25 protein-coding genes are annotated in these 24,005 nt (G+C 42.0%); 2 read left to right on the top strand and 23 right to left on the bottom strand.

Annotation, left to right across the window (positions count from 1 at the left end):
- Positions 1-10 precede the first annotated feature (10 nt).
- The 8 genes from tyrA to ACRCA4_RS04270 all read right to left on the bottom strand — a co-directional run bounded on the left by tyrA (position 11) and on the right by ACRCA4_RS04270 (position 4,992).
- Positions 11-1,150: a bifunctional chorismate mutase/prephenate dehydrogenase gene (gene tyrA, locus ACRCA4_RS04305; protein ID WP_433184671.1), complete on the bottom strand. Its 1,140-nt coding sequence runs from the start codon at positions 1,148-1,150 to the stop codon at positions 11-13.
- A 190-nt stretch (positions 1,151-1,340) separates the two neighbouring features.
- Positions 1,341-1,700: a 50S ribosomal protein L19 gene (gene rplS / locus ACRCA4_RS04300; protein ID WP_433184668.1), complete on the bottom strand. Its 360-nt coding sequence runs from the start codon at positions 1,698-1,700 to the stop codon at positions 1,341-1,343.
- Positions 1,701-1,722: 22 nt separating this feature from the next.
- A complete protein-coding gene (gene trmD / locus ACRCA4_RS04295; RefSeq protein WP_433184665.1) occupies positions 1,723-2,526 on the bottom strand; it encodes a tRNA (guanosine(37)-N1)-methyltransferase TrmD in 804 nt (267 codons plus the stop codon).
- On the bottom strand, positions 2,526-3,053 hold the full coding sequence (rimM, locus tag ACRCA4_RS04290; RefSeq protein ID WP_433184662.1) for a ribosome maturation factor RimM: 528 nt from the start codon (positions 3,051-3,053) through the stop codon (positions 2,526-2,528). Before rimM ends, trmD begins: the two co-directional genes overlap by 1 nt.
- A gap of 29 nt (positions 3,054-3,082) precedes the next feature.
- A complete protein-coding gene (gene rpsP, locus ACRCA4_RS04285; protein WP_433184659.1) occupies positions 3,083-3,334 on the bottom strand; it encodes a 30S ribosomal protein S16 in 252 nt (83 codons plus the stop codon).
- A gap of 219 nt (positions 3,335-3,553) precedes the next feature.
- Positions 3,554-3,946, bottom strand: a complete 393-nt coding sequence (locus ACRCA4_RS04280) for a DUF2750 domain-containing protein (RefSeq protein ID WP_433184656.1) — start codon at positions 3,944-3,946, stop codon at positions 3,554-3,556.
- 119 nt (positions 3,947-4,065) lie between these two features.
- Entirely contained in the window at positions 4,066-4,494 is a 429-nt protein-coding gene (locus ACRCA4_RS04275) for a YqaA family protein (RefSeq protein ID WP_433184653.1), read from the bottom strand.
- A 78-nt stretch (positions 4,495-4,572) separates the two neighbouring features.
- Positions 4,573-4,992, bottom strand: coding sequence for an MAPEG family protein (locus ACRCA4_RS04270; protein ID WP_433184651.1), 420 nt, complete (start codon positions 4,990-4,992; stop codon positions 4,573-4,575).
- A 167-nt stretch (positions 4,993-5,159) separates the two neighbouring features.
- Here ACRCA4_RS04270 and ACRCA4_RS04265 point away from each other — a divergent pair, with 167 nt between their 5' ends.
- Both ACRCA4_RS04265 and ACRCA4_RS04260 read left to right on the top strand, forming a co-directional pair.
- Positions 5,160-5,789, top strand: coding sequence for a thymidine kinase (locus tag ACRCA4_RS04265; RefSeq protein ID WP_433184648.1), 630 nt, complete (start codon positions 5,160-5,162; stop codon positions 5,787-5,789).
- A 1-nt stretch (position 5,790) separates the two neighbouring features.
- Entirely contained in the window at positions 5,791-7,335 is a 1,545-nt protein-coding gene (locus ACRCA4_RS04260) for a sensor domain-containing diguanylate cyclase (RefSeq protein ID WP_433184644.1), read from the top strand.
- A 297-nt stretch (positions 7,336-7,632) separates the two neighbouring features.
- Here ACRCA4_RS04260 and ACRCA4_RS04255 read toward each other — a convergent pair whose 3' ends face one another.
- The 15 genes from ACRCA4_RS04255 to ACRCA4_RS04185 form a co-directional block, all read right to left on the bottom strand.
- On the bottom strand, positions 7,633-9,780 hold the full coding sequence (locus ACRCA4_RS04255) for a YjbH domain-containing protein (RefSeq protein ID WP_433184642.1): 2,148 nt from the start codon (positions 9,778-9,780) through the stop codon (positions 7,633-7,635).
- Complete coding sequence (locus ACRCA4_RS04250) at positions 9,780-10,625, bottom strand: capsule biosynthesis GfcC family protein (protein WP_433184639.1); 846 nt, start codon at positions 10,623-10,625, stop codon at positions 9,780-9,782. Before ACRCA4_RS04250 ends, ACRCA4_RS04255 begins: the two co-directional genes overlap by 1 nt.
- Positions 10,622-11,380, bottom strand: coding sequence for a YjbF family lipoprotein (locus tag ACRCA4_RS04245; protein ID WP_433184636.1), 759 nt, complete (start codon positions 11,378-11,380; stop codon positions 10,622-10,624). The genes ACRCA4_RS04250 and ACRCA4_RS04245 overlap by 4 nt, the downstream gene beginning before the upstream one ends.
- A 106-nt stretch (positions 11,381-11,486) precedes the next feature.
- Positions 11,487-11,816 carry a hypothetical protein gene (locus ACRCA4_RS04240; RefSeq protein ID WP_433184634.1) on the bottom strand — a complete coding sequence of 110 codons (330 nt, stop codon included), beginning with the start codon at positions 11,814-11,816 and terminating at the stop codon, positions 11,487-11,489.
- A 104-nt stretch (positions 11,817-11,920) separates the two neighbouring features.
- Positions 11,921-13,963: a polysaccharide biosynthesis protein gene (locus ACRCA4_RS04235; RefSeq protein ID WP_433184631.1), complete on the bottom strand. Its 2,043-nt coding sequence runs from the start codon at positions 13,961-13,963 to the stop codon at positions 11,921-11,923.
- 371 nt (positions 13,964-14,334) lie between these two features.
- Entirely contained in the window at positions 14,335-15,231 is an 897-nt protein-coding gene (gene galU / locus ACRCA4_RS04230; protein WP_433184628.1) for a UTP--glucose-1-phosphate uridylyltransferase GalU, read from the bottom strand.
- A gap of 38 nt (positions 15,232-15,269) precedes the next feature.
- Positions 15,270-16,604: a UDP-glucose dehydrogenase family protein gene (locus ACRCA4_RS04225; RefSeq protein ID WP_433184625.1), complete on the bottom strand. Its 1,335-nt coding sequence runs from the start codon at positions 16,602-16,604 to the stop codon at positions 15,270-15,272.
- Between the two features lie 422 nt (positions 16,605-17,026).
- Complete coding sequence (locus ACRCA4_RS04220; protein WP_433184622.1) at positions 17,027-18,508, bottom strand: MBL fold metallo-hydrolase RNA specificity domain-containing protein; 1,482 nt, start codon at positions 18,506-18,508, stop codon at positions 17,027-17,029.
- 73 nt (positions 18,509-18,581) lie between these two features.
- Positions 18,582-18,962, bottom strand: coding sequence for a four helix bundle protein (locus tag ACRCA4_RS04215; protein WP_433184620.1), 381 nt, complete (start codon positions 18,960-18,962; stop codon positions 18,582-18,584).
- A 143-nt stretch (positions 18,963-19,105) separates the two neighbouring features.
- Positions 19,106-19,279: a four helix bundle protein gene (locus ACRCA4_RS04210; protein WP_433184617.1), complete on the bottom strand. Its 174-nt coding sequence runs from the start codon at positions 19,277-19,279 to the stop codon at positions 19,106-19,108.
- Positions 19,280-19,716: 437 nt separating this feature from the next.
- Entirely contained in the window at positions 19,717-20,265 is a 549-nt protein-coding gene (locus tag ACRCA4_RS04205; protein WP_433184614.1) for a sugar transferase, read from the bottom strand.
- Positions 20,266-20,276: 11 nt separating this feature from the next.
- Positions 20,277-21,197 carry an NAD-dependent epimerase/dehydratase family protein gene (locus ACRCA4_RS04200; RefSeq protein ID WP_433184611.1) on the bottom strand — a complete coding sequence of 307 codons (921 nt, stop codon included), beginning with the start codon at positions 21,195-21,197 and terminating at the stop codon, positions 20,277-20,279.
- Positions 21,194-22,411: a glycosyltransferase family 4 protein gene (locus tag ACRCA4_RS04195; protein WP_433184608.1), complete on the bottom strand. Its 1,218-nt coding sequence runs from the start codon at positions 22,409-22,411 to the stop codon at positions 21,194-21,196. The genes ACRCA4_RS04200 and ACRCA4_RS04195 overlap by 4 nt, the downstream gene beginning before the upstream one ends.
- Positions 22,412-22,415: 4 nt before the next feature.
- Complete coding sequence (locus tag ACRCA4_RS04190) at positions 22,416-23,147, bottom strand: 3-oxoacyl-ACP reductase (protein ID WP_433184605.1); 732 nt, start codon at positions 23,145-23,147, stop codon at positions 22,416-22,418.
- Positions 23,147-24,004 (bottom strand): hypothetical protein, encoded by an 858-nt coding sequence (locus tag ACRCA4_RS04185; protein WP_433184602.1) that lies wholly within the window; start codon positions 24,002-24,004, stop codon positions 23,147-23,149. Before ACRCA4_RS04185 ends, ACRCA4_RS04190 begins: the two co-directional genes overlap by 1 nt.
- Between the last annotated feature and the right edge of the window lies 1 nt (position 24,005).

Genomic DNA, 24,005 nt, shown 5'->3' with positions numbered 1-24,005 from the left:
TTAAAACCGCTTAACTCCGGCTGTCGGCGGCTTTTTGTAGCAGCTGTTTACTTTCTTGTAGGAACTGCTGGGCTAGGTCGCCGAAATAATGCTGGCCTTTGCTAAATTGGGCTATCAATCCGGCTTTATCGTGGTTTTCTAAAAGCTGTAATAACTGGCTAAAACGTTGTTGATAACGTTGCAGTACCTGAGTCATGGCTTTAGATGACAACATAATATCTGCATACAGCTCAGCATTTTGAGCAAATAATCGCCCTACCATCGCCAGCTCTAAGCGATAAATGGGCGAGCTCATTTGTAGTAATTCGTTTAAATCAGCTTGTTCTTCAGCTAAATGTACGCCATAAACTAATGACGAAAAATGGCGCATGGCTTGAATTAGTTGCATAGCTTGATCATGCTCGAGTGCAGATTTTTCACATAGCTCTGCTCCCCACACAGTTAACTGGGTTAGTAGCCACTGATACTGCGCCTGCGCTTTGCCATGGCACACTACCACCACTTGCTTAACCAAATTAGTGACATCAGGGCCAAACATGGGGTGCAAGCCAACTACAGGGCCATTATGTTTGGTTAGCATTGCCGTTAATGGCGCTTGTTTAATACTGGTTATATCTGCTAGCACACAATGACTTGCTAACAGAGGCAGCTGATTAATTAATGTTTTCGTAAGTGTAATCGGCACGGCCATCAGCACTAAAACAGCATTAGCACAAATGGCTTCAGCATTAGCCCAGTCATTTGGCCCGATAATCTGAACCTCATAGCCAGAGCGCTGAAATAAACTGGTAAATCGTTTACCCAAAGCCCCATTGCCGCCTACAATCACGACTTTAGCACCCAGCTCACCACAGCAGACAAAGCCACTTTCTTGCGTCTGATAACTCTCTCGCATCATGCGGCGTAAAATATCTTCAACTAATTCAGGCGATACCCCTAACTGCTTTGCTTGCTCACATCTAGCGGTTAATAATGCTTGCTCGCGCGCTGGCACATAAACCGGTAAAGCATAATGCTGCTTAACTTTGCCCACTTGTGCTGTCACCTTGGCCCGCTTAGCTAATAAAGCAACTAACTGGCTATCAATCTCGTCAATTTGCTGTCTTAACGGCTCAAGTGCTTGCTGAGCTTTTGTCTCTGAGCTAGCCATGCGAATGCTCCAATGCTAAAGATAAACGGCAACCCCTAAACCAAATTACTATATTTGAACAAAAAAAGGGTGAGCGAATAAATTACTAGAGTAATTACTTGATTACAACTCCAGTTAGCCCATGTGAAAGCCTGTCTTTAAAAACAAAAAAGGCCGACTAATGTCGGCCTTTATAACGCTGAAAACTAACTTAGTTAAGCTTTTCGCGGATACGCGCTGATTTACCTGAACGATCGCGTAAGTAGTAAAGCTTAGCACGGCGAACTGCACCACGGCGTTTAACCGTAATACTGTCTACCAATGGGCTGTGCGTTTGGAAAACACGCTCAACACCTTCGCCATTAGAGATTTTACGTACTGTGAAAGCAGAGTGTAAACCACGGTTACGCTTAGCGATAACAACGCCTTCGTAAGCCTGTAAACGTGACTTATCACCTTCTTTTACTCTTACTTGAACAACAACAGTGTCGCCCGGCGCAAATGCTGGAACGTCTTTCTTTAACTGCTCTTCTTCAAGTTGTTTGATAATGTTTTGGCTAATTTTGCTCATAACAATCTCACTATACCTGGTATTAACTGTCTTCTTGCTGCCCCGTCTGGCACTCTTGCTGATGCTCTTGTTTGAACTCAGCCAGTAACCGACGTTGCTCCTCAGTCAGAGCCAGGAGATTTAACATATCTGGTCGTCTTAGCCAGGTTCTACCAAGAGCCTGCTGCAAACGCCAGCGTCGTATATTTTCATGGTTACCGCTCAGCAATACTGACGGAACCTGTTTGTCTGATAACACTTCAGGTCTTGTATAGTGTGGACAATCTAGCAAACCCGATGCAAAAGAATCTTGTTCTGCCGACTGTTGATGCCCAAGTACACCTGGTACTAATCGCGATACCGCATCAATTAGCGTCATCGCAGGCAACTCTCCACCACTTAACACGTAATCACCCACCGACCATTCTTCGTCAATTTCGCTTTCTATTACGCGCTCATCAATCCCTTCATACCGGCCAGCTACTAATAGCAGCTTCGAATGCGTCGCCAGTTCAGCCACACCTTGTTGATCTAATTTTCTACCTTGCGGCGATAAATAAATCGTGTGAACCTCACCACCTGCAGCCTGTTTCGCGGCGCGAATTGCGTCGGTCAATGGCTGCACCATCATTAGCATACCGGGGCCGCCACCATAAGGTCTGTCATCAACCGTTCTGTGCTTGTCCGTTGTGAAATCACGCGGGTTCCAGCACTTAACGTCAATCAGCCCTTGTTTTACAGCACGGCCAGTCACCCCAAATTGCGTTATTGCATTAAACATTTCTGGAAATAAAGAGATAACGCCTATCCAGCGACTATCTTTACATCGAGTAACGCTTTCTGTCATTAAAACGCGGGGTCCCAATCTACAACAATGCGACCTTCGGTTAAATCAACGCTTTTCACCACTGTATCGGTTAAAAACGGTAACAACCTTTCTTTCTTACCAAATGCATCGGTACGGTTTGCTTTAACTACAATAACGTCGTTAGAGCCCGTTTCCATCATGTCGCTCACTTCACCTAAGTGATAGCCAGCTTCGTTCACTACAGCTAAACCCATAAGGTCTTTCCAGTAGTAGTCGCCCTCTGCAAGAGGAGGCAACAACGAGCTTGCTACAGCTATATCAGCATTGACATAACGCTGAGCTAGATCACGATCATTAACACCGTCAAGTTTTGCTATCAAGCCATTACTATGGCGCTTCCAGCTAGACACTTGCATTGGTTGCCAGCTACCTTGCACGTTTACTTGCCAAGGAATGTAATCAAAAATCCCTTCCGGGAAGTCGGTGTAAGCGTTAACTTTAAGCCAGCCATTGATACCGTAAACTGCACCAAATTTGCCAAGAACGACTAAATCTTTCTTTTCCACGCTGACTACTCCACCCGACATAGTGCTAATTAAGCAGTTGCTTTCTTAGCGTTTTTTACCAATGATGCAACGCGGTCACTTACTGTAGCACCTTGTGCTACCCAGTGATTAACGCGATCTAGGTCCAGACGCAGTCGCTCTTCTGTACCGCCAGCAAGTGGGTTAAAGAAACCCAAGCGCTCAATATGACGGCCATCGCGAGCAAAACGGCTGTCCGCTACCACAACTTGGTAAAATGGACGCTTTTTCGCGCCACCACGTTGTAAACGAATAGTTACCATAAGGCCCTCTAATTTTTTATCGTTCAGGTTTTAACAAATAATAAAGCCCCATACCCTGAATAAACTTCAGACTAAAGGGCTGCCGTATTGTACGGATTTTGAATATAAACGCAAGGGAAATGCACGCTAATTAGCTGCCAATGCCAATACTTACCTATATTGCACAAAAATAGAAATTAAAGTCTGTAGATAAAGTCAGCAAATAAGCACAGCAGATAATTAATCATCATCCTGCATTTCAGAAATTAAAGTTTCCGCTAACTCATCAGGCAATACCACTACACCAGGGCCATCAGTATCAGGTAACACCGCAATGGCTAACTCATCACCATTTAAGCCCGATGTCCACTTATCTAACCACGTATCAACATCAATAGCCTGAGCAATACAGTGTGCCCAATCACCTTCAATCCACTCTTGCGCCAGCTCTTCATGTGGCCAAACCGGAATACAACGCTCCTCTTCAGCCGTCACCAGCACAAAGCCCTCTTCATCGGTTAAAATCCAAATTTGCTCTAAATCTGCCACCGCTTGCACAAAATAGCTATAACGTTGCTCAGCATCTAATTGATTAATACGCTTAAGTTCATCTGCTGAAAGTTGGTAATCCATAATATCATCCTAAAAACAAGTAAGTAATGGCGCTAATTGTGAACCATCAGCCGTAATAATGCCAAATATTTCCCGCTTAACTTGTATTAAAACTACAATAAAGCAGTAATAAAACTGGGCTAAGCCACATAATAATACACAGCAGCAAGCAATACGGCATAACGTGCTGCCTTACCTAATAAAACCAAGGCTAAAAACAGGCTAAAACGTACCCGCAACACCCCCGCCACTAAGGTCAGCGGATCGCCTACTATTGGCAGCCAAGCAAACAGTAAACTTAACAAACCAAAACGGTTAAATAATCGCTCTGCCCTAGCTAGTGATGAAGCCGAAAAAGGAAACCAGCGTTTAGACGAAAACTGGCGTAAACGCACACCTAGCCACCAATTAACACAAGAGCCCAACGTATTACCCGCAGTTGCTACTAGCCATAACATCAGTGGCAGATAGCCTTGCTGATACAAGCTAACAAGCAGCAACTCCGATGATGCCGGAAATAAAGTCGCAGCTAAAAAGCCACTGGCGAACAGCAATAAATACCCTAGCATAGTTGCACTATATTCCAGTTCAGTGTAATCACTAGGCCCCTTTTATTGCTCTTTTAATTAAGCTTTTTATTGTGTTTTTTATAGCACTAATAACTGCCAAGCAAACCTTAACCATATTAACCATAACAGGGCGCAACTGGCTAAAAATACATTAAAACGCAGCCTTACGTTATTACTGCCTATATGCACTATGGTGTGCCATACCCGTAATAACAAATAACCGCATGCCATAATCACATAAGCTAAGTCAGCTAAGCCCGACTGCAAAATAAATAACAGGCTAAATAGAAATAACATCGGCATTTGAAATTGATTATCAAAATTACGACTAGTGGCAATCACTTGCTCATTAGCGCCGGTTAAATTCATTGTTTTAAAGGCTGAAATACTGATGTCTTTATTTTTAGCAGCAGCAATACGCCGCTTGCCCATTAAAATCATCACTATGCTGGTTAGTAAAACCTGGCCAAACACAGGTAATAACAGTAGTTTTTCCATACTTAGTCCTAAAAGGTTGGTTAACGCTCACTAAAATAAAGGCTAGCAATAGATAGCCCTAAATTTTTTTAACATATTGCTATACTATACTAGCCTTGTTGTAGATCACAGATGTTATGTTCTACATAAACTAAGGCACTAAAGTATTTATTTATCAGGGAGTATTAATGGCACAGCTGTATTTTTATTACTCGGCAATGAATGCTGGCAAATCCACCTCGCTATTACAAAGTGCCCATAATTACCAAGAGCGCGGTATGCAAGTAGTTATCTACACCGCGTCACTAGACAATCGCTATGGTATAGGCAAAGTTAGCTCTCGTATTGGTTTAAGTATGGATGCCCATATTTTCAATCCAGACTTCAATTTTATAAATCATATCAACCAATTAAAAAGCCAAAATAAATTAAACTGCGTATTAATTGACGAAGCACAGTTTTTAACTAAGCAACAGGTGCGCCAGCTTACCACGGTGGTAGACGAACTAGACATCCCCGTACTCGCCTTTGGCTTACGCACCGACTTTTTAGGTGAAACATTTCAAGGTAGTCATGCCCTTTTAGCCTGGGCAGACAAACTAATTGAACTTAAAACCATTTGCCATTGCGGTCGTAAAGCAAATTTTGTGGTACGTTTAGATGAAAATGGCCAAGCAGTCACTGCCGGTAGCCAGGTGCAAATTGGTGGTAACGAAAGTTACGTGTCAATGTGCCGAGCCCACTTTAAGCAACATGTTTGGCAACAGGAATCAGAAGCCTGCCTAACTGCAGCAAAGGCCTCTAAGGAAAGAGTATAATATGACCGACAATCAGCAGCCGCATTTTTGGCCTATTTTAGACGCTTTGCCCTATGCATTGTTTTATAAAGACTTCAGCAAAAATTGCATCTACGCCAATGCAGCTGCTCGTCGATTATTCGAATTAAATCAACCAGCTACAACTGAAACTGCCACTAAAACTGAACTTGACACCCATTCACCAGCAGAAATAAGCTTAGCCCAGCTGAAAAATATCGCTATTTGCCAGACTAAAACCCACCAGCCCTACAGCTTGCTTAATAATCCGCTTATTCAAGCTATCAGTGGCAATGAAATAAACCAGCAAGTTTTTATTGCCAAACAAGCAAGCTGTTATCATCTGCACAGCCGCTTAGTATCATTGCCTTATACCATTCACCAAAGTGTTGTTATCAGTTTGCAACATACAGATACAAGTTATATTTCACAAGATAACGCTTTATATTCAGATGAAGTACAAGAAGCCTTAGCCTTTGATAAATTAATCTCGTTAATTTCAACCGAACTCATTAATGTTCAAGATCATAATTTAAGCTTACATATCAATGATGCCTTAGCTGCTTTGGGTGAATTTACTCATGCTGATCGCACTTATGTATTTCAGTTTAATAATGACATCACCGAGATGAGTAACACCCATGAGTGGGTGCGCTATGGCGTAACCTCACATATTGATGACTTACAAAATGTGCCGCAAAACGCCTTACCCTACTTTTATCAATGTATGCAAAACAATCTCATTTTCAGCGTTAGCGACACCTCTAAACTGCCTGCAGATGCCCATGCAGAAAAAAAAGAATTTGAAAGAGAAGATATTCAATCAGTGCTTTGCTGCGCCATGCGTTCAGGCGATAAACTTATTGGTTTTGTTGGCTGCGACATGGTATCACGCACCAGAAACTGGACCAGTAACGACTTACGTCGGTTAAAATTAGTCGGCGAGATGATCGCCAATACTTTGCAGAACATCGCTTTTCGTCGCTCACTGCAAAGCATGCAGCAACAGCTACTACTTGCCAACGCAGAACTGCAACAACAAGCCATGCAAGACGGTTTAACCGGCATAGCCAACCGCCGTCAGTTTGATCAATGTTTACAAGAAGAGCTAAATCGCAGCGCTCGCAGCCAAACCCCGCTAAGCGTAGTCTTGCTAGATATAGACCGTTTCAAATGTTACAACGACCACTACGGCCATCAAGCCGGTGACGATGTACTAAAGAAAGTTGCCAGTTGTTTAAGCCAAGTACTAAAACGCCAAGGCGATCTTGCCGCTCGTTACGGCGGTGAAGAATTTGTGCTTATATTACCCGACAGCAATTTAACTGACGCTTTAAATGTCAGTAAAAAAATCCAACAACTGCTAGCCGAACTCGCCATAGAGCATAAACATTCAGACGTCAGTAATTACCTCACCGTTAGCATTGGCTGCAGCAGTCTAATTGCCACTAAACACTCAAAACCCTGCCAACTAATTAAAGCCGCAGATACAGCATTATATGCAGCGAAAAGTAATGGCAGGAATAGGGTTGAAGCAAGTGGTGAGTGACTAGTTCGCAGGGCGAACAGTGACTAGCTGCCAAAGGCAGCGGTGACGAGTTCGTAAGGCGAACAGTAACTAGCTCACAAAGTGAGCGGTAACTAGCAGCTTTGCTGCGGTCACTCGTCACTGTTACCAAAGGTAACTGGTCACCGCTTGCGCAGCAAGCTCGTCACTGTTACCAAAGGTAACTGGTCACCGCTTGCGCAGCAAGCTCGTCACTGTTACCAAAGGTCACTCGTCACCGCTTGCACAGCAAGCTCGTCACTGTTACCAAAGGTCACTCGTCACCGCTTGCGCAGCAAGCTAGTCAAAAAACGCTGATCGGCTTTCTGTCACATTAATCAAACTTACCGGTCTGTTTAACATTTGGCCACCGTCTCGTGCTATTGGTATCCAAGGTAAACGGCCACGGCCTTTAGATGGTTTTAATGAGAACAAATCAAAAGGTATCGACACATAAAAGCCTTTAGTAAAGCTGCCTTCACCGTATTGCTCGGCAGATAAATTAGTAATCGCCGCGTAGGCACCCACTATAATGCCGCTATCAAAACGTTTAGCCGCTTCTATGGTCACCCCTTTATCTTTAGCTAAATATTGGCCTACATTTACTGTAAATTGGGTGTCGGGCAATATTTCTGGCTTCCAATATAAATTTACAAAACCGGTTACGGCATTGTAATCAAAGAAGTCGAAGTTGTTTTCATAAGAACGCTGGCGTACATAGTTAATATCAAAACCAATAGCAAAATTACTATCTACAGGCCTATACAATACCTCAGCACCTATACCACCATACATGGTTTCTAAATAGCCAGCATAAACTTGGCCAAAAATATCTGGCGCTAATTTATCTTGCCACTGCAAATACAAGTTCTCCATCGTCACCCTATTACCGGTAACGTATTCCCTTATATAAGTGCGCACTCTGGGCACATCAGTATCCTGAGCATCAACTTTAAAGTTAAACTTATCGAAATTTTCTAACAAGGTAACTTTCGCTGTAGTGTTAAACGACACATTTTCACTTAGCCGATAACCCGCACCTAAAAACAGCCCGCCCTGATACATATAAAAGGCTTCAGGGCTACCAAAAGTCTGGATCCAAAACGCTTCCATACTGGTATAAAAGCCAGAATAGCTTTGCTTGTCTAATCTCGCTAGCGTATCTGCCGTTGGGCTTTGTCGCACATAAGTAGAGCGAATGTCCGACTGCAGCTGATCATATCTGGCATTAGCAATAAAGCTATCAACATCTATTACCTTTTCCACCATCGCCATGGTGCCTGCGTATTCAACAATTCTAATGGTCTTAATATGGCTAGGTATTTCAGTTACTAAAACACGACCAATGCGCTCTGTCGCTTCTTTGTCATCACGGTAATACAACGACTGACCATAAATAATAAACTCATCATCTGTCATTCGTGAATTACGTAACATAAAGCCCGCTTCAGTCAGTAAGGCTTGAGGTATTAAATCACGATCAGAAATTTCATGTTTTTCCGCTAGCTGCTGGGGAACAGGCCGCATTGCCGGTTTCACTTTAATTTGGCTAGCAGTATGTAAGTTCAAACTATAATGAGCACCAAAACCAAAGGTATTGCCACGCTGATAATTCAAGTCAAAGCTAAAGTCACGCCATTGATAAACAGCCCCAAAATTCCATCGGCTATCTTGGATTAGTCCTCCTGCTTTATCGCGGCTATAGTCATTGCCTTCATACTCCAGCTTTAATTTTAGTGGCTGCCAAGGTGTTTGATACTCAAGCCCACCGTAAAGAGAAGCCGAGCCTTTAAAAAAGCGTTGATAATCAATCTTGCCGCCTAAGCCGCTAAAACCGCCAGGGCGCTGACAAAAACTGTCGCTCACTTGGCAAAAAGGGTTACTAATATTACCCGCACTGCCTAAATAGCCCCAGCCAATACCAAGGTGAAAGTCGAAGTCATGCCATTTTTTGCTAAAGGCTAAAAACTCACTTTCAAAAAAACCCGTACCCCCAAAGTCTCTAAAGCCTAATGACACTTGCGGTAAGTAAGTGCTTTCTTGCCATAAGCGAAACTTAACATCTATGCCTTTATCTTTTAGGGTTTGATCGCCACTAAAACCTGGATCTTGGCTATATAACCGCGTGCGAACATCAGTATAACGAACCGTCGACTCCATCCAGTCAAACAACTGTAGGCTAACCGACCAAAACCGATACTCTTCATTATCGGTATAGTTTAGCGACATAGCACCAGCGTCTGCCATCCGCGCGGTCGGCGTTTGAATTAACCCTACACCACCGTGAGCCATTTGCGATGTTGCTGTCGTCTCTTGCTGCCAGCCAGCTTCAGGCTCAGCTGCCAAGGCACTAAACGCAGTGCAACTTAAGGCACCGCAACTTAATGCAGTAATAACCGCGAGTGAAACACGCTGATAACGCATATTAGTCTTTTTTATCATCTTCATTATAAAACCCTATGCCGTGCTAACTGTACAATAGCTTGGTTTAGTTGCTGCCACTTAGCAGAAAACAAACCAGACTTAAACGGCACAAATAATTGCGCGCCAGGCATAGCTTCAACCAGCTGCTGCTGCCAGGCAGCAACGGTTGTTTTAACCACCTGACCATTTGGCTGTATTATATATAAGCTATGGCGATCAGCCGCCGCTAAATAAGTTAAATCAGCTGCATAGCCAGCCGCTGGCGTAGCCGCTTTATGGTTAATCTTACCCGGCTGTGTCACTAAACCTAAAACGCTAACATGGCTAGGCCGAGGGGCTAACTTCAGTAAATAGTCACCAGCGCTAAAGGCTGGGTTATGTTCGGCTTTAGCGCGGGCTAAATCATAATCAATAGTAATAAAAACTCGGCTAGCTAGCTGCCAACTCTGTACTTGCTTTGTCATCGCACTTAAGGCTTGTTGCAAATCAGTATCGCTAGCCTCGGCTTCTTGTAGCTCGGCTAACAGCGCCAGTACTTGTTGTTGTAATAATTGGGCGCTGTTATCGCTGGTATTATATAAAGCCGAAACTGGCCAATACCATTTATCGTCTAAGGCAACAGGCGCTAATACATCGGCAAGCCTAGGCGCAGTCGTCTGTACTGTAACGCCACTATCGGTTAGCAATTGGCTGGCAAACTGATACCGATAAAGCTGCTGGTTAATTTGAATACTTAGCTCGCTTGGCTCATCGGCATAAATTGGCGCCATAAAACAGCTGCTTAACAACACACTGGCTGTTAATAACCACTTGGCCAAAGGTTTTAAGCTGCACTTAGGTTTAATTTGTAACACACTGTGAAGTCTCATTCTGCTAAAGCCTCCAACGTTGGCTTAAATACTGGCTCAGGCATTGGCTTAGTCACAGCTACAGGCATAGTCACTGTCTTAGCTAACTGGCGTGCAACTCGGCTAATAAAGGTTAATTGCATCGGCTCGGTAAAAGGCGCTAACTGCTGTTGGCTTTGTAAAAGCAAGCCGCTTTTAGCATCAAACCAAAATACATTCTGCCAATGCTGATCAAAACGCAGATAATTAGACGGCGAAGCATAGTCTAAATGCTCAATCACTTTAGTAACGGCAATATCTTGGTCAAATAAGCGTAAAGAATGGCCAGGCTCTACTACAAAGCGAGATGTAACGCTATAACCATACTCACCACCCGCCCAATCTAACTGGCGTTGCCACTGAGTGTTATCGTCAATACTTTCTATATTTGCCAGCGGATCTACCGCTGCTGCCGACAACACTAATAAATCATTACTAAAACCCAGAGTTCTTACTATGCGGCCATGCTCCATAATCAACATCGCCTGATCAGCAGAGATCCACTTTAATTGGTTTTGCTCTAAAAACATTAAAGCCAACACACTTTGCGGCCGCTCACCATGTTTAACATATAAATAATCGAATTTAGAATTAACAACCTCAGCTAGCGTTAAACTCGCATCCGGTTGCTCTGTAAAAGCGTATTGCAATGTATCCTTATAAGCGCGGTAAGTCCCTGCACATGACGTTAAACTAAGCGTCACCGTTGCAACTGCCAGCCACTTTAACAAAGCCATAGTCTATTAACCTATATTAATAAAATACTAAAACACCTTAACTGCAATAAAAAAGCCGCCCAACGGCGGCTTTAATAATAACAGTTTTACTTACTAACAGTCTTACTTACTGCACAATGGCAGGGTAAGTAAAGGTAACAGTTGTAATAGCGGTAGTACCTGTAACTGTTGCAGTAGTAGTACCAGTACAAACACCATTTACTGGCTCACCGTCACCGGCGTTACAGGTTTCTACTGGCTCTACAGTGTCAGGTAAAGAAACACCACCGGCATTAGAAATAATAGCAGCAGCAACACCAACAGCCACTACACCACCCACAACAACTGGAGTAGCAACACCACCAATAGTACTAACACTAGTACCACCAGCTTGGTCTTGTGCATTAACACCTAACGATAATAATAACGCGGTAGCAGCAATAACTAATTTTTTCATCTTTAAATCCTTATGCCAACAATAATTGTACGCTTGGAGATAATAGTAAACCATAACGCTTACTTACTCAACCAATACTAAGGCTTAATTTTTAGGCAAATGCCTTAACTGCCGGTTGCCTTAGGTTCAACCGGCATGTCATTACTTTTACTTTCAAGCTGCATATTTTTACCGCCACTAGCAACTGGCTCTAGCGGCGGTATCCTGCTCAGCTCACTTTCCTGTCGCAGCTCAGTAGCCACACTCTTATTGCCAATGCTGTCGTTATGCGCCCGGGCTTTTGCCACTAAATCGGTATGGACTTTATAATTAAAGTCAGTCGGCGCCGCTTGCAATAAATCTACAATATCTTGCACAGCAAAATCAGTACAAAAACGGTCTAAACGCAACAATATCGCTTCCATTTCTGGCCAGGTTAAATATTGCTCATCAGCCGCCATAATTCTTGGATGCTCGGTTTGCCTAACATTGTCACCTATTAGCAACTCTTCAAACAGCTTCTCGCCTGGGCGCAAGCCAGAAAATCTCACTTCAATATCGCCTTTAGGGTGCTTATCGTCTTTAACTTCTAAGCCCATTAGGTGGATCATTCGTCTGGCTAAGTCGGCAATTTTTACCGGCTCGCCCATATCAAGCACAAATACATCACCACCGGCGCCCATAGCACCGGCCTGAATAACTAACTGCGCCGCTTCTGGTATGGTCATAAAATAACGAATAATATCTTTATGAGTTACCGTAACCGGGCCACCTTTGCGAATTTGCTCTCTAAATAGCGGCACTACCGAGCCACTAGAGCCTAATACATTACCAAAGCGCACCATGCAAAAACGGGTGGCATTTTGTCGCTTAGCTAAGGCTTGTAACACTAACTCCGCTAAGCGTTTTGAAGCCCCCATTACATTAGTCGGTCTAACTGCCTTATCAGTAGAAATAAGCACAAAGTTTTCTACCTTAGCGGCTATGGCAGCCTCTGCGGCATACCAGGTGCCAAAAACGTTATTAATCACGCCTTCAACAATATTATATTCCACCAGCGGCACATGTTTATAAGCTGCAGCATGATAAACAGTATCAACAGCAAAGGCCGACATTACCGACTGCATCCGCTCACGACGCTGCACAGAGCCCATAATAGGCAATAAAGTGACCGCTAAATCTAAATGCTTAATAGTGGCAGTTAATTCTTGTTCTATGCTATATAAGCTAAATTCACTGCGCTCAAATAGCACTAAGGCTTTAGGCTTGCATAATAAAATTTGTCGGCATAATTCTGAGCCTATAGAGCCACCAGCGCCGGTTACCATAACCACCTTACCGCTAATATTCGCCGTTAATAACTGGTCAATTGGCGCTACGGGCTCTCGGCCTAATAAGTCTTCAATTTTTACATCTTGCAGCTCATCAATCTTCATCGAGCCATCAACAATGTCGCTCATGCCCGGAATTGACTGCACCGGAATAGGCAAATTTTCTAAAGACTCTAACACCTCACGCCTACGCGAGCGCGAAGCCGAAGGCAAGGCTAATAATATACGGCTAACATTATACTTTTTAACTAAAGTATTAATAACAGCTGGGTTACCCACAGGTATGCCCAAAATAGTCGAGCGCTGTAACGTGGTATCATCATCAATAAACACCACCGGATGATATTGCTCACCATTAAATAAGGCTTGCGCCAGCTGCCTACCCGACGAACCGGCACCATAAATAAGCACACGCTCTTTATGGCCATTATTACGTTGCACTAAAAACATTCTCGCCAGCAGTCGAATACCACCGGCACTCACTAAGGCTAAAATTGAATAAACAAAAATTAAATTGCCTTTTTCTTCCACTGAAAAAAGTTTAAACAGCACCAACATAATAAAGGCGTTACTAATAATGCCGGCTAAAACAGCGCTTAAAGCATGCTGGCCTATATAACGAATAACCGCTCTATATAAGCCCAATTTAGTAAATAAAAACAGGGTTACCGGCAAAGCTATAACAAACGAAATAGCAATACCCGGCACATCTTGCATCGTATTATTTTGGGTTAAGAAAAAAGCGCCAATTAACGAAAAAGTTAAAAAGATAATATCTGCAAAAACAGAAATTATGCGTTTTATATAGCGCGGTAATCCTAATAAAAATGCCAACATGTATGGGTCCGTGTGTTTAGTGTTTAGTGTTTAGTGTTTAGTGTTTAGTGTTTAGTGTTTAGTGTTTAGTGACTAGCTTGCTTTGCAAGCGGTAACTAGTTCGCACAGCGAACGGTAACTAGTCACTATTGCCATAAGCAATTAGTCACTGTCGTAGTAAACGGCCACTAGCGCCAAGGCGCGGTCACTGTTACCGAAGGTAACTAGTCACTATTGCCAAAAGCAATTAGTCACTGTCGTAGTAAACGGTAACTAGCGCCAAGGCGCGGTCACTGTTACCGAAGGTAACTAGTCACTATTGCCATAAGCAATTAGCCACTGTCGTAGTAAACGGTCACTGCTGCAATCACTCAACACTCATCACTAACAACTCATAACTCGTTACTCAATCCTTTCAGGATCTGAGTAACGTCAGCTCCTAGAATTTTATCACGCATCGCATACTCAACAAAAGCCTGAATATAGCCTAGTTTGTTACCGCAGTCGTGGCTGCGGCCTGATATATGGTGAGCCTCTACCTTTTGCTGTTGCATTAACAGGGCTATGGCGTCGGTTAATTGTATTTCATCACCGGCACCCACTGGAGTGCGCTTTAAGCAATCCCAAATAGCAGGGTTAAACACATAACGGCCCACTACCGACAAATTAGAAGGTGCATCAGCCTGAGCAGGCTTTTCTACAATATTAGTAATAGTCGCTGACTGGCCAGACGCTAACGTTTCGCCATTAACATCGGCAATACCGTAATTGCTTACAAGCTGCTTCGGCACCGGCTCAACCATAATTTGGCTAACCTGTTGCTTATTATATAACTGAACCATTTTCGATAAGTTATCTGTGGCCAAATTACAGTCATAGCCGTCAACTATTACATCAGGCAGTAACACAGCAAAAGGTGCATTGCCTACTACTGGTAAAGCACACAATACGGCATGGCCTAAGCCTTTTGCCTCACCTTGCCTAACCTGCATTATCGTCACATCTTTAGGGCAAATAGCCTGTACTTCATCTAATAACTGCCGCTTAACCCGCTTTTCCAGCATAGATTCCAGCTCAAAGCTTTTATCAAAATGGTTTTCTATCGAGTTTTTTGACGAATGGGTCACTAACACAATTTGTTTAATGCCAGCAGCAATACACTCATCTACCACATATTGAATTAAAGGCTTATCAACTATGGGTAACATTTCTTTCGGAATAGCCTTAGTTGCTGGCAACATTCTGGTGCCTAAACCAGCAACTGGGATCACGGCTTTTAATACGGTCATCTAACATCCTTTTACTGTTTAATCGCTAAAAAAGCTGGCTACTTAACACTTTCGCCACGGCCAATGCCATAATAGGTTATACCGCGGCGCTGCATCCGTTCTGGTTCAAATAAATTACGGCCATCAAAAATAACCGGTTGTTTTAATTGGCTTTTAATTAAATCAAAGTCTGGTGCTTTAAAAGGCTGCCATTCAGTACAAATAATTAAAGCATCGGCAGCTTTTAATGCAGCCTCTTTAGTGCCCACTAAATTTAAGTCATCCCGCACACCATAAGCTCGCTGCATCTCTTCCATGGCTTCAGGATCATAAGCTTGAATTATAGCACCCGCAGCCCATAACTGCTCTATTAAAACCCGGCTACTGGCTTCACGTATATCATCGGTTTTCGGCTTAAAGCTTAAGCCCCACACTGCAAATACCTTACCGCTTAAATCAGCACCAAAATGCTGTTTCACTAAGCTAGGCAGCTTTTGCTTCTGCCTTTGGTTAACGTTTTCTACCGCATATAACATTTCCGGTTTGTAACCTTCGGTTTCTGCCGTTGAAATAAGGGCCCGCACATCTTTTGGAAAACAAGAGCCGCCATAACCACAACCTGGGTAAATAAAGTGATAACCAATCCGCGGATCTGACCCTATACCTTTACGCACAGACTCTATATCAGCTCCCAATAGCTCAGCTAAATTAGCCATTTCATTCATAAATGAAATCTTAGTGGCTAACATACAATTCGCCGCATACTTAGTTAACTCAGCAGAGCGCACATCCATAAAAATAATCTTTTCATGAATACGGTTAAAGGGCTCATATAATTCGCGAATAATATCATGTGGCCTAGCATCATAGCTGCCAACAATAATTCTATCTGGGCGCATGCAATCTGCAACGGCCGCACCTTCTTTTAAAAACTCAGGGTTCGACACCACATCAAACTGATGGCTTACTTGGCGCTTAGCTAACGTAGCAGCAATAATATCCCGCACTTTATCCGCCGTACCCACCGGCACAGTCGACTTATCAATAACCACCGTATCAGCTGTCATATACTCAGCAATGGTTTTAGCAACAGTTAACACATACTGTAAATCCGCCGCGCCGTTAGTATCAGAAGGCGTACCCACCGCAATAAACTGCACCTCACCATGCTCAACCGCAAACTGGGCATCAGTAGTAAACTGCAACCGCCCCGCCAAACAATTATTCTGCACTATAGGCGTTAACCCCGGCTCATAAATAGGAATAACCCCTTGGTTTAACGCCTCAACCCGCTGTTCATTAACATCAACACAAACAACAGCATGACCCACCTCAGCCAAAACCGCCGCCTGAACCAAACCAACATAACCACTACCGAAAACTGTAACCTTCATGTACGCTTCCTTAGAGCACCTTTGGTGCGGTGACTAGCTTGCCAACAAGCGGTAACGAGCAGCGAAGCTGCAGTAACTAACTCACTGCGTGAGTGGTAACTAGTTCGCAAAGCGAACGGTAACTAGCGGCTTTGCCGCGGTCACTAGCTTGCACAGCAAGCGGTAACGAGCAGCAGAGCTGCAGTAACTAACTCACTTCGTGAGTAGTAACTAGTTCGCAAGGCGAACGGTAACTAGCGGCTTTGGTGCGGTCACTGTTGCCAAAGGCAACTAGTCACTGCTTCTGCAAGAAACGAGTCACTCGTCACTGCTGCCCCCTGCAGCTAGTCACTGGTGGCTTTGCCACCTAGTCACCGCCGCTATAAGCGGCTAGTCACTCACCACGAAACACTCAAAACTCAAAACTTGCGACTAGGTAACCCCTAAGTTGCAATTACAGCGTTTATATCCAACAGCTGTAACGCCACCTGCAACGCCTGTTTCGCATCATCGTCACCATGCACTATTCTTACTTGCTGCGGTTTGTGCCGCATGCGTTTAATAAAATTAATAAGGCCATTTTTATCAGCGTGGGCTGAATAGCCGCTTAATGTTATCACTTCTGCTTTAATATCAATGCGTTTATCGTCTATATCAACATAACCGCCTTTAGGGCCGTACTGCTGAATGGCCGCGCCTAAGGTGCCACGGGCTTGGTAGCCAACAAAAACCACTTGATGAGCATTATGATCTAAAAGAGCTGATAGATAATTAACTATACGGCCACCTTGGCACATGCCGCTGGCCGCTAGCACTATGGCGGGTTGTTTAGTTGAGGCCAAATACTGCACTAAGGCTAAGTGCTGGCTGTGGCTGTCTATAGTGTGTAACTGTTTAAAGTTTAATGGATGGCGGCCTTGGCGTAAGCGCTTCTTGGCTTCGCTGTCCCAGCAGGCTTTAAGATCACGATAACTTTGGGTAAATTTAGCCGCTAAGGGCGAGTCAACAATCACTTGCAGCTGATCCCAGCGTAAGCCTTTATGAATAGATTGCTGCTTTAAATCATAAATAATGGCTTCTAGTTCATACAGCAACTCTTGAGTGCGGCCAATGCTAAAAGCCGGAAACAACACAGTACCGTTATCACGCAAGGCATGTAACAACACCTTTTGTAGCCGTTGCTGCCTATCGCGCCGCCCTTCATGCACCCTGTCACCATAGGTACTTTCAATAACAACAGTATCTGCACTAAAAGGCGCTTTAGGTGCTGGCAATAACGGCGCATAAGGCGCGCCTAAATCACCCGAAAACACGGTTTTATACCACTTTTGCTTGCCAGTTGCAGTTGCTACTTTATGCCTAAGCTCTACATAAGCCGAGCCTAAAATATGCCCAGCCGGCTGAAACTTAACTTGCAGCCCAGCACTGTTACTTGTATCAGTCCCAGCACGATTAACAGTCTTATCACCTGAACTATTAGGCTTAATAGTCAGCCACTGCTTAAAATCACAAGGCACTAACTGGCGATGAATTTTAGCTAAAAAACCTTTTATTATCGCCTTATCACGAGTCACCCCCACCTTAAGCGCATCTTCAAGCACCAAAGGCAATAAAGTCGCCGAAGCGTTGGTGCAATAAATAGACCCAGAAAAACCTGCCGCCAATAAATAAGGAATACGCCCCACATGGTCAATATGCACATGAGTAACAATTAACGCTTTAATATGCTCAATAGCAAAATCAATCTGCAAGTTTGTAGCAGAAGCACCAGCAGAGCCAGCACCAGAGGTTTCAGCCCCCTGAAACAACCCACAATCAATTAAAACCGAATAATCATCAGCAATTTTATACTCATGACAAGAACCAGTAACGCCAGTAACAGCACCATGGTGAAGGAAAATTGGGGAGGGGTACGCAGTCGACATCCTGTCTCCTTTGTTTAGTTTTGAGGGTTGAGTTTTTAGTGTTTAGTTGTAAAGCTAAGTTTTTAGTTATAAATTATTTAGGTTTAGTTTTATTATTTCTTTGAGCATTTTTTATAATGGTGGTTAGTATTTTAATTAATTCTTCGCTTTGTTCTAGTAGGCTTATAACATGTGGTTGGCTACTATCTAAATAGCCAGTTTCACATAATAGGTTTAGCCAATATTTAGTTTCTCGTGACTCTTTACTAGCAATACACATCTTGGCAATAAAATCAGCTTTAGACTGCCCTGCCTGAGCTTCATTTATATTGGCACCAATTGAAGTACCCGCACGCAACAACTGCTTAGAAAGCACATACTCTTTTTGCTCTTTACATAAGTGCTGATAAAGCTTAATTACCCTAACCGCAAAACAAAAAGACTTGTTAAGTACATTATTCGAATCAACAGGCATCCCTACCCCATAAACCCCAAATAAATATACCTATTTATAGATCAAATAAACCAATTAACAACAAAAAAGCAACAATATATCTAAACCCATTGCTCTCAACTAAACACTAGAAACTCCCCCCTTAACACTAATCAGCACTCGCTTCAGCCAACACCTCGCCCGGCGCCTTCAGCTATATTGCTAGGTACAGAAACAGCAGCACGTTGAATTTGAGAAGAAAGGCCATACCGTTCAGAATCTGGGAAGAGTTTAGTAAAAGCATAAATATCTACCACTAAATCCATCGATAATTGCCAAACTTTCAAGTCATAGTGCATAAACAATCCTTGGTGAAAGCAGTGACTAGCTTCTTGCAGAAGCTGTTACTAGTTGCCTTTGGCAACAGTGACCGCACCAAAGGTGCTAGTTACCGCGATTAAAGAGCCGTGACCACTCGCTTTGCGAGTTAGTGACCGCATCCTTTGGATGCTAGTGACCGCACCGAAGGTGCTTGTTACGGCTTGTAACACAAGCTCGTGACCGTTCGCACTGCGAACTAGTAACCGCAGCATCGCTGCTCGTCACCGCTCGCTACGCGAGCTAAGTACATTATTCGAATCAACAGGCATCCCTACCCCATAAATCCCAAATAAATATACTTATAGATCAAACCAAGCAATTAACAACAAAAATATAACATTTATTTCAAAATAAACTGCTTTTAACTCAACATTCAGCACTAAAAATTCAACACTAGTAGCTTGCCTACGACAAGCTACTTAACCCTATCCCCACTGCCCTTCCCGGCCACCGTCATAAATATATATTTAAAGTAATCGGCTAAGGTTAAGCTTTCTAGCATCTTAGCATCTGTTTCTGCTAACAGCACTGGGGTAGACATATCAATTTCGTTTACTTGGGCTAAACCGGTTATACCTGGGCGGGCTTTTAATACGCTGCGTTGCTCGCGTTCGGCTATTAACTCTTCTTGGTTAAATAAGCAAGGCCTTGGGCCTACTAAGCTCATATCGCCTAATAGTACATTCCATAATTGTGGTAACTCATCTAGTTTGGTTTTACGCAAAAAACCGCCAAATTTTGTAATAGAGCTAGTGCTAGCTAAATGGCTAGCAACGGATGCTGTGTCTACTTTCATGGTGCGAAACTTAACAAGCGTGAACGGCTTTTTGTTTCGGCCAACACGCTCTTGAGTGAATATAGGTGAGCCGGTATCAAACAAGCCGATTATGTATAAAATCACTAAAAATGGTAAAGCAAATAACAAACCAAAAAGTGAAAACAAAAAATCGAGTAAACGTATCATTTATAAATCCATTAATTATTTTTTGAAGTTTTTTTAACTGCCAGTTTAAAGCCTTGTTCAACTGAGAATGGTGGCTGCCAATCAAGCGTATTTTTTGTGTGAGTAATATCTAGCTGGAGAGAGCCTGTCAACCTATCGATAACATCGCTCTTATTAAGTAATTTACCTGCTAATTTAAAGCACCAAACAGGCACGGGCAAAGCTAGATTTTTCTTGCCTTGCACTTTTGCCATTAATGCAACCATTTCAGCTGTGGATAAGTCATGATCATCACTTGCTAAAAATACTTGATTAGGTGCATTTGGGTGATCAATACACACTTTAATTAAATCAACTAAGTTATAAACTGATATCAAACTGCGTTTATTTTGGGTTAATAACCTAAATGGCAATGGAACCCCCTTGCTTACAAATTTCATTAATGAAGAAAAATTAGCTTTGACATTTTCACCATAAACAAGAGGGCTTCTAATAATAACAACCTCAATATCATTATTTTTAGCAACTTGTTGAATATACTGTTCAGCCAAAAGCTTGCTTTTCATAGTATTAGGTAAGTTATCAACTTCAGTTTGAGAATCAATTTGTATAGTACCTTTACATTCTTTATATATGTTCGCAGAACTTAAAAAGATAAACCTTGTTATATTAAGTGAAACTGCGCGCTCAATGACCTTTTTAGTTAACTCAAAATTTATATAATTAGCTTCACTGTCAGAGAAATAGCTGTGTGCGGCTCCGACAAGGTGAATTACAGTATCAGCATTTTCATGTGTATTAGTATCAAAAAAATCTGATTCTGATATTGATTTATTCTTACCTGATAGTTCTTCTCTGCATAAAGAATAAACTTTGCATGAATTTTTTAGCAGTCTTTCGTGTAAGTGCTGCCCTATAAAGCCACTACTCCCAGTCAGAATTACTTTATTCATCTTACTAAGCTTTCCATCAGTGATTCATAATTTTTAGCAAGTTGAGCATAAGAGTGCTGACTCCGAACAAATTCAGATGAATTTATAGAGAAGTTTTCTTTGTTTTTATGGAAGTCAATAACTTTATTTGCTAACGACAAAGAGTCATTAGCAGGGAAGTTGATCTCACACCCTGCTTTTTCTAATGGGTTATTTGGAGAGTCTATTCCATTAAATACTAATTTATCATGCAGCATATAATCAAATATCTTATTTGGTGAAATACCAAATTTATAAAGATCTTTAGGCATAGCGTTAATAAACATTGCATCACATGAATCTATTACATACGGCACAAAAGTTTTAGGAACCTTACCAAAAAAAACCACATTATCTAACTGCAACTCAGCCATTCTTTCTTCTAACGCTTTTTTCTGAACTCCATCACCAACTAACAAAACACCAATATTATATTTCTTAAATTTTTCAGCTGCATTAATTAAAGGCATTAAATTATTGGGTATACCTAACGCACCAGTATAACCTATAACAGTATCAAAATTTGAAATTGCGATACTAAGCTGTGACTTTAATGATGAATTTTCAGGTTCTTTTTCATGCTCACTTGATAACTCAATACCATTTGGAATACAGCTAAACTTACCTTTTTTAAGACCTTCATTTAAGAAGAATGATTCAGAGTTTTCTAATAACGATACACAGTGATCACATTTTTTATAGCCAAACTTCTGAAACGCATTAATTAAAACACTAAGAGGATGATATTTAGATATTCCAACTAGCTCTTGGAGGCTCAAAGGCCAAATATCTCTTACTTCAAGAATTAGTTTTGCATTGTATTTTTTACTGTAATACTTTGCTGCCAACAGATGAAAAGGATGTGCTGTTGAAGCAATAATAACATCAGGGGGATTTATTTTGCTAAAAGTTCTAAAATGCTTCCCAAATAAACCCAAGCCAAACATTAGCATATTAAGTAAACGCTTAATTCCATTGCCCTGATAGTCCATAGAGTTTTGAAGAAAGTATTGCACTCCCTCTACATCAGCAAGACCCGAGTTTTTAAAAGGTAATGAGCAAAGGTGGTGCTTTAATGATGAAATAACTGTTGTGTTATGACCTAACTTGTTAAAGTGTTTTGCGAGATAATAAGGCCTGAAAGACATCCCATACTTAGGGCTGCCCGCATATGGGTGTATATACCAAATATTCATAAAATTAACACATATACTGGCCGCCATTAACAGAGATTGTTTCTCCCGTTAATGACATACCACTTTCAGCGATCATCAAAGCTGCTTTAGCTAAGTCGTCTAATAAAACTAATTGCTTCGTCGGTATATTACCTTTGATTTTTTCAAGAATATCCTCTCTCATACTCTCAACCATAGGTGTCATTGTATAACCAGGGGCTATAACATTTACCGACACGCCCTTCAGCGCTAACTCTTGAGCCAGAGACTTAGAAAAACCAATAATCCCCGCCTTAGCTGCGGCATAATTACACTGACCAAACTGCCCTTTTAAACCATTAATAGAACTAATATTAATGATTCGCCCAAAACCATTCTCAACCATTGAGCGCGCAATAGGTTGAGTAACAGAAAACAAAGACGTTAAATTAGTATTTACTACGTTATCCCACTGTTCTGGCTTCATCTTTAAAAAAGTTGAATCGGCGGTAATTCCTGCATTATTAATCAAAACATCAACATTGGATTTTTCTAATAAAGCCGATAACTGAAGCTCAACTTCATTTCTATTGTTAAGGTTCAGAGGTAAAAAAGTGATATCGTTTGAGCTAAGTTCATTTTCAGATAACCAACTATCTAATGTTTCTTTTGTTTTATGAGTATGAGTAACAAAAACATGATAGCCCTTATTAACAAAAGCTTTAACTAAAGCAGTTCCAATCCCACCTGTACCACCTGTAATCAATACTGTTTTCATCAGCTTCTCCTTATTACTTTAGCAGGCACACCAGCAACTGTATGTCCCGATTCTACATTTTTTGTCACGACACTACCTAAGCCCACAACAGCAAAGTCACCAATGGTTATTTTTTGCATTGTAGATGAGTTTGGACCCATCCATACCCCTTCTCCTAAAGTTACTCCACCACTTAACTCTGTGCAGGCAGTTAAAATTGAGTTTTTCCCTATTTGGCAATTATGAGCAATGTGAACTAAGTTATCTGTTTTAACTCCATCACTTACAATAGTGTTATCGAGCGCACCAACACAAACACTATTTAAAGCACCTATTTCAACATTGCTACCAATAATAACCCTACCAAGGTGAGGGAACCGAATCCACGAACCATCCGCATTTTTTTCAAAGCCAAAGCCTTGAGCGCCAATCACAGTATTAGACCTAATTATTGTATTGTCACCAATTACAGACCCTTTGTGTATGGTTACGTTATGTTCAATTACAGTGTTCTTCCCTATATTAACGCCCTGCTCTATAATAGCTGAATCAGCTATTATAGCTGTTTGGTGAATACATGATTCAACAGAATCATTTACAAGTATTGAAACATCAACTAGGTATTGTAACGCTCGGCAAAAATCTAAACGAGGATTATCTGAAATAATTAACGACTCTGCATTATTACCTTTATTACCAATAACAATTCCATTCAGGTACATATCTTGGTGCTTAGTTGCAAATTTTAAAACCGATGAGTTTTCATTTGATAAACTGCCAACAGTTAAGATCAACTGCGATTTACTACCTTTAAGTTGCAAACCTAAAGCTTCAGCTAACTCTAAGGCTGTAATTTTTCCTTCAACTTTGTATTGCATA

The sequence above is a fragment of the Rheinheimera sp. WS51 genome, assembly GCF_050936095.1.
Classification (GTDB): domain Bacteria; phylum Pseudomonadota; class Gammaproteobacteria; order Enterobacterales; family Alteromonadaceae; genus Alishewanella.
Note: the sequence above shows the minus strand (reverse complement) of the source record. Positions and strands in the feature narration are given on the sequence as shown.

Bases quoted from the DNA above. Each gene is read 5' to 3' on its own strand.
- tyrA (WP_433184671.1), bottom strand. From the start codon at position 1,150: ATGGCTAGCTCAGAGACAAAAGCTCAGCAAGCACTTGAGCCGTTAAGA.
- rplS (WP_433184668.1), bottom strand. From the start codon at position 1,700: ATGAGCAAAATTAGCCAAAACATTATCAAACAACTTGAAGAAGAGCAG.
- trmD (WP_433184665.1), bottom strand. From the start codon at position 2,526: ATGACAGAAAGCGTTACTCGATGTAAAGATAGTCGCTGGATAGGCGTT.
- rpsP (WP_433184659.1), bottom strand. From the start codon at position 3,334: ATGGTAACTATTCGTTTACAACGTGGTGGCGCGAAAAAGCGTCCATTT.
- ACRCA4_RS04280 (WP_433184656.1), bottom strand. From the start codon at position 3,946: ATGGATTACCAACTTTCAGCAGATGAACTTAAGCGTATTAATCAATTA.
- ACRCA4_RS04275 (WP_433184653.1), bottom strand. From the start codon at position 4,494: ATGCTAGGGTATTTATTGCTGTTCGCCAGTGGCTTTTTAGCTGCGACT.
- ACRCA4_RS04270 (WP_433184651.1), bottom strand. From the start codon at position 4,992: ATGGAAAAACTACTGTTATTACCTGTGTTTGGCCAGGTTTTACTAACC.
- ACRCA4_RS04265 (WP_433184648.1), top strand. From the start codon at position 5,160: ATGGCACAGCTGTATTTTTATTACTCGGCAATGAATGCTGGCAAATCC.
- ACRCA4_RS04260 (WP_433184644.1), top strand. From the start codon at position 5,791: ATGACCGACAATCAGCAGCCGCATTTTTGGCCTATTTTAGACGCTTTG.
- ACRCA4_RS04255 (WP_433184642.1), bottom strand. From the start codon at position 9,780: ATGAAGATGATAAAAAAGACTAATATGCGTTATCAGCGTGTTTCACTC.
- ACRCA4_RS04250 (WP_433184639.1), bottom strand. From the start codon at position 10,625: ATGAGACTTCACAGTGTGTTACAAATTAAACCTAAGTGCAGCTTAAAA.
- ACRCA4_RS04245 (WP_433184636.1), bottom strand. From the start codon at position 11,380: ATGGCTTTGTTAAAGTGGCTGGCAGTTGCAACGGTGACGCTTAGTTTA.
- ACRCA4_RS04240 (WP_433184634.1), bottom strand. From the start codon at position 11,816: ATGAAAAAATTAGTTATTGCTGCTACCGCGTTATTATTATCGTTAGGT.
- ACRCA4_RS04235 (WP_433184631.1), bottom strand. From the start codon at position 13,963: ATGTTGGCATTTTTATTAGGATTACCGCGCTATATAAAACGCATAATT.
- galU (WP_433184628.1), bottom strand. From the start codon at position 15,231: ATGACCGTATTAAAAGCCGTGATCCCAGTTGCTGGTTTAGGCACCAGA.
- ACRCA4_RS04225 (WP_433184625.1), bottom strand. From the start codon at position 16,604: ATGAAGGTTACAGTTTTCGGTAGTGGTTATGTTGGTTTGGTTCAGGCG.
- ACRCA4_RS04220 (WP_433184622.1), bottom strand. From the start codon at position 18,508: ATGTCGACTGCGTACCCCTCCCCAATTTTCCTTCACCATGGTGCTGTT.
- ACRCA4_RS04215 (WP_433184620.1), bottom strand. From the start codon at position 18,962: ATGCCTGTTGATTCGAATAATGTACTTAACAAGTCTTTTTGTTTTGCG.
- ACRCA4_RS04210 (WP_433184617.1), bottom strand. From the start codon at position 19,279: ATGCACTATGACTTGAAAGTTTGGCAATTATCGATGGATTTAGTGGTA.
- ACRCA4_RS04205 (WP_433184614.1), bottom strand. From the start codon at position 20,265: ATGATACGTTTACTCGATTTTTTGTTTTCACTTTTTGGTTTGTTATTT.
- ACRCA4_RS04200 (WP_433184611.1), bottom strand. From the start codon at position 21,197: ATGAATAAAGTAATTCTGACTGGGAGTAGTGGCTTTATAGGGCAGCAC.
- ACRCA4_RS04195 (WP_433184608.1), bottom strand. From the start codon at position 22,411: ATGAATATTTGGTATATACACCCATATGCGGGCAGCCCTAAGTATGGG.
- ACRCA4_RS04190 (WP_433184605.1), bottom strand. From the start codon at position 23,147: ATGAAAACAGTATTGATTACAGGTGGTACAGGTGGGATTGGAACTGCT.
- ACRCA4_RS04185 (WP_433184602.1), bottom strand. From the start codon at position 24,004: ATGCAATACAAAGTTGAAGGAAAAATTACAGCCTTAGAGTTAGCTGAA.